Source organism: Psychrobacter sp. FME6, from assembly GCF_014861365.1.
Lineage (GTDB): Bacteria > Pseudomonadota > Gammaproteobacteria > Pseudomonadales > Moraxellaceae > Psychrobacter.
The window spans coordinates 1-4,465 of sequence record NZ_RRYW01000151.1 but is presented as its reverse complement, the minus strand read 5'-3'; the positions used below and the strand labels follow the sequence as shown (position 1 = coordinate 4,465).

The following is a 4,465-nucleotide window of genomic DNA, read 5'->3' as shown; positions in this document are numbered from 1 at the left end:
TTAGGGTTTAAAACGCCCAATCAGGTGTTCTATAATATAATTTAGCGTTGCACTTGGTGTGTTAATCTAAGAGCTAATTTTCTTTATTATTAAACAATCACCACTATCAACTTACAACGTATGGACTATTCATCATTGGCTGATTTAGTAATCTTTTTCACATCTTTGGGGATGCTTTTGGCAGTACCATCAACGGTCGTATGCTGCTTGAATACATCACCAAATGGGTTTTGTTGCTGTTGACCAAATGGATTTTGACCATTCGTACCGCCTGCGCCGCCAAATGGGTTTTGACCACCCATACCACCAGCACCACCGAATGGATTTTGGCCGCCCATTTGTCCACCCATCTGCTTGGCCATCATTTCCATCATTTTTTGCTGATTATTCATGACGTAATTATTGGCAAAGTCTTTCAGTTTCTTTTGTACAGGTGGCAATATCACGAGTAACGCCAACAAATCACTAAGCACACCAGGAATCAGCAATAAAATACCTGCCGCCGCCATGGCCACACTTTTTATCATGGTTGACTCTTGCGGACGCATCGATGGGTTCATCATACCGCCAGCTTTCATCTGCTGTGCCATCGGATTGAGAGCGGCCAAGCCTTTACGCATGAGTGAGATGCCGATAACAGCAGCGATAATAAACCACATAAATACCCACCAACCACTCATAAACTGAGCAAGCAAATACCAAAGTAGCATTTCGATAATAAACCAAACGATGGCAATACCAACTATCTGACCCATAAAGTGTCGTCCTATAAGATAAAGTCTAAAAAATTGAGCGCCATGTAAATTTAAATGGCTAGCATATGATGTATATGGGGATTGATTGCTATACTATCAAACTTACGGCTAATTTTTAAGACATATAGTCAGTACAATATAATTTGGATACAAGGAAGGTGAGTAAAAGTACTACGAGTAGTAGGCTGAGCAAGTCTGACACCGTATCCGATTTATATAGGGTTGAATATAAAATAAAATGTAAGCAAGATGGAATACTATGGCAATTATTATTGGGATTGATCCAGGTTCACGCATGACCGGTTATGGCATCGTCCAACAGACAGGCGATAAACTCACTTATATCGATGCAGGGACCATTCGTACAGACACCAAAGAGATGCCTGAGCGCCTTAAACGTATTTTCAATGGTTTGACGCGTATTACTCAGCATCATATAAAATATGCAGAAGAGCCTATTTATACGGCTATCGAGCAAGTATTTATGGCAGAAAATCCAGACTCAGCGTTGAAGCTTGGCCAAGCACGTGGAGCGGCTATTGCTGCTATGGTGGCATTGGATTTGGAAGTATCAGAATATACCGCTCGCCAAATAAAACAAGCCGTTTGTGGCTATGGCGCAGCCGCCAAAGAGCAAGTACAAGAAATGGTTTGTCGCATACTGTCGTTAGACTTTATGCCGCAACAAGATGCTGCCGATGGTCTTGCTTGTGCCATTTGTCATGCGCATTCCAGCCATTCAATGAACAAATTGATACTAAACAGCGCCATGCGCGGACGCGGTGCTTCTAAGAAAAAGGGCCGCTGGCGTTTGACAGAAGAAGACTTAGGAAACTTACGTTAAAAAACAATATTTTTTACTGACTATAAACCAATAAATGATACTAAGTACAAAAAAACACGCACCATCTGGACGCGTGTTTTTTATTCTTGGTATTTAATCCGTTAAATACTTATTTTGCTACCGAACTTTCAATGACGGCATCCAATACATAAGCATAGTCTTCGGAACCATCACGATTAACACTTTCTGCCGTTTCACCATTGTCTAGCGGGTAGCGTTGTAGGCGTATCACCTCATCGTGCTTACCGTCATGCTGGTAACCGTCTATGTCACCCTTAAATGCTGCCCACTTACCTTCGCTGCTTTTAATACCTTGGTCGTCATAAGTAATGGGTCTAACTTGTAAGCACTTTTGTGAGCTATTGTCGTCACAAGGAACTTTCTGAGCATTTACGGCCCAAAATATGGTCTCACCTTTACTGTTGTATTTGGCTTGGGCTGTAAGCCTACCTTTCCATACCAAAGTTACAGAATCACTAGCAACTTGTGTCAATACTGGGTTTTCACCTTCATTAAGTTTTAGCTCACTACTACCCTGCATCATTGTGTTTAATTGACTCTCAGCGGCATCAAGATCACCACACGACATTTTAGTACTCATGCCATCTTCAATAGTCAAAGTATGCTTTTGTAATTGATAGGCAGCACTGATCGTATTACAGCCGACGCTATAATTTAGCGTATTTTGACCCTGATAGTGATTAAATGACAGTGTCACCTGATCTTTAATATCCATCAATGCACTTACTGGCTGCTCGGCAGAATCTTTCGCGCTGACCAACGTCCAGCGATGGCGAGACAAGTCAGTATTCAGCTTTTCTGTCGCGGTCAGTTCGGTGGTTTCGGAGGCATTAGTCGTCATATTAGTATCAGATTGCGCATTTTCACTCTCCGTCACATTGGTGTCTGCACCAACTTCACTCGTATCTGACATGCTATTTTCAGTAGGTGTAGCATCTTTTTGACACGCACTTAATGCCAAACTCGCTACCAATACGCTTGGTAATAAAAGCAACCTTAAAGCTGGTTTTGTGGTTCTAACTAACATAGTACATACCTATTAGAAAGCTTGTTCAACCTTCCTTCTCTAACGTCAATATTTTAAAGTAACCCATTTAAGTTTTTATCTTGATAGAAATTACTATAGCCCAGTCTAAATAAAAAAGAGTCATGCCTATTAACATAGCTACTGCTATAGTTTTAAATGGAATCGACTATATGTAGATGCCCACGGGCTCAGCTCATAAAACATACACGCCCTAGTCATCGAACGCTTTTAAAACATACTTTCTTGAATCAAGATAATTGAGTCACTATAACCTCGACCTCACTGTTTTATGTAATGAAATGTTTACTTTTATTATATATTTTAAAAAGGGCTTAATTTACTCATGGTTTAGTGCTAGCTATTTTAAGAGTCAAAAAAATAGCTAACATTTACTGTTAACTACCTTTTTACTCATTTTTGCTCATTGTTATGGTAAGCAGACTTTACGACAAGCTAAAATCAGTCGTTAGTCTCTGTTGGTTTGGCATTTGCCATATTTTTAATACTAAAACGCTCATTCATCATCTGATAAAAACGCGCTAAGTTCTCACCTTGCTCATTAGGATTCACTTTAAGGAGTTTGCCAAAATCTAAACCTAAATACAGCACAATGTCAGCAAAACTTAATTGTGCACCGACCAAGTACTCACGATCCTCTAAAATATTTTCGAAATAAGCGAGTGCTTTAACAGCACGGGCGATGGATGGCGCGACAAATTCTGGAACCTGCTCAACACGCTGGGCTTTAGATGGATGGCTGTGCTGAAAAGCCAGCATAAAATTATACAACACTTCAAACTCAGCAATACGGCGTAGAGAACACACTTGCGCACGTTGTACCACGTCGTTACCCATCACCGAGCGTTCACCGTAAACGCGATCTAGATATTCACATACTGCCTGCGAATCATTAAGTATGGTACCGTCATCTAACTCCAATACTGGCACTGTCTGCATCGGATTTATTTTAGTGAATGCCTCTGACATTTGCTCATTAGCAGCAAAATCAATATCGACCACATCAAGGTCATCGATATCATCAACATCAATACCTTTTGACGCTAATAAAATAAGGGCTTTACGGGGATTTGGCGCAGTACGGGTAACGTATAATTTCTTCATAACGAACTCCTGGTAAAATGGGCTAACAAGCGACCTACTCTTATCATCATAGCAAAACCATAACGCTGCTTGTTATGTGAATAGTAAAAAGCCCCATAACGTTACGTTATAGGGCTCTTTATTTTTAATCAACTGCAAATATCAAGTACGCTCAACTTATTTGTTAGGTGCAGGCGTGGTGCGTAAATACGGCTTAATTTCTGTATGACCTTTAGGATAATTTGCGGCAATATCTTCATTTTTAACACTTGGTGGAATGATAACGTCGTCGCCATCTTTCCAATCAACTGGTGTGGCGATGTTATATTCATCAGATAATTGCATTGCATCGATGACACGAACGATTTCATCAAAGTTACGGCCACAGCTGGCTGGATACGTCAGCGTTAAACGTACTTTTTTCTTAGGATCGATAATAAAAACACTTCTAACCGTCGCTGTGTTATCAGCATTTGGATGAATCATGTCATAAAGATCCGCTACTTTACGATCAGAGTCAGCGATAATAGGGAAGTTAACGGCAGTGCCTTGAGTTTCTTCGATATCACCTACCCAGCCTTTATGATCTTCTAAACCATCGACCGATAGTGCGATTGGTTTAACATTGCGCTTTTGGAACTCACCGCCTAATGCTGCGGTACTGAGCTATGCTGAAGAAACCGTAGAGATAAACTTGGTAAACTAACGACTCGATGA

The 4,465-nt window shown here is 40.6% G+C and carries 4 protein-coding genes and 1 pseudogene; 1 reads left to right on the top strand and 4 read right to left on the bottom strand.

Going from position 1 to position 4,465, the window contains the following annotated elements:
* Window positions 1–125 precede the first annotated feature (125 nt).
* Window positions 126–755, bottom strand: coding sequence for an FxsA family protein (locus tag EI162_RS13545; protein WP_192524841.1), 630 nt, complete (start codon window positions 753–755; stop codon window positions 126–128).
* 259 nt (window positions 756–1,014) lie between these two features.
* Here EI162_RS13545 and ruvC point away from each other — a divergent pair, with 259 nt between their 5' ends.
* Window positions 1,015–1,599 carry a crossover junction endodeoxyribonuclease RuvC gene (gene ruvC / locus EI162_RS13540; RefSeq protein WP_192524840.1) on the top strand — a complete coding sequence of 195 codons (585 nt, stop codon included), beginning with the start codon at window positions 1,015–1,017 and terminating at the stop codon, window positions 1,597–1,599.
* 109 nt (window positions 1,600–1,708) lie between these two features.
* On the opposite strand, the gene EI162_RS13535 is transcribed toward ruvC, so the two are convergent.
* The 3 genes and pseudogenes from EI162_RS13535 to EI162_RS13525 form a co-directional block, all read right to left on the bottom strand.
* A complete protein-coding gene (locus EI162_RS13535) occupies window positions 1,709–2,533 on the bottom strand; it encodes an META domain-containing protein (protein WP_225737005.1) in 825 nt (274 codons plus the stop codon).
* Between the two features lie 573 nt (window positions 2,534–3,106).
* Window positions 3,107–3,769, bottom strand: coding sequence for a glutathione S-transferase family protein (locus EI162_RS13530; RefSeq protein ID WP_192524838.1), 663 nt, complete (start codon window positions 3,767–3,769; stop codon window positions 3,107–3,109).
* A 156-nt stretch (window positions 3,770–3,925) separates the two neighbouring features.
* Window positions 3,926–4,408: pseudogene (locus EI162_RS13525) on the bottom strand (redoxin domain-containing protein); the annotation flags it as partial.
* Window positions 4,409–4,465: the final 57 nt, after the last annotated feature.

Coding starts and splice junctions, on each gene's coding strand:
- EI162_RS13535 (WP_225737005.1), bottom strand. CDS start 2,533: ATGTCAGATACGAGTGAAGTTGGTGCAGACACCAATGTGACGGAGAGT.
- EI162_RS13545 (WP_192524841.1), bottom strand. CDS start 755: ATGGGTCAGATAGTTGGTATTGCCATCGTTTGGTTTATTATCGAAATG.
- EI162_RS13530 (WP_192524838.1), bottom strand. CDS start 3,769: ATGAAGAAATTATACGTTACCCGTACTGCGCCAAATCCCCGTAAAGCC.
- ruvC (WP_192524840.1), top strand. CDS start 1,015: ATGGCAATTATTATTGGGATTGATCCAGGTTCACGCATGACCGGTTAT.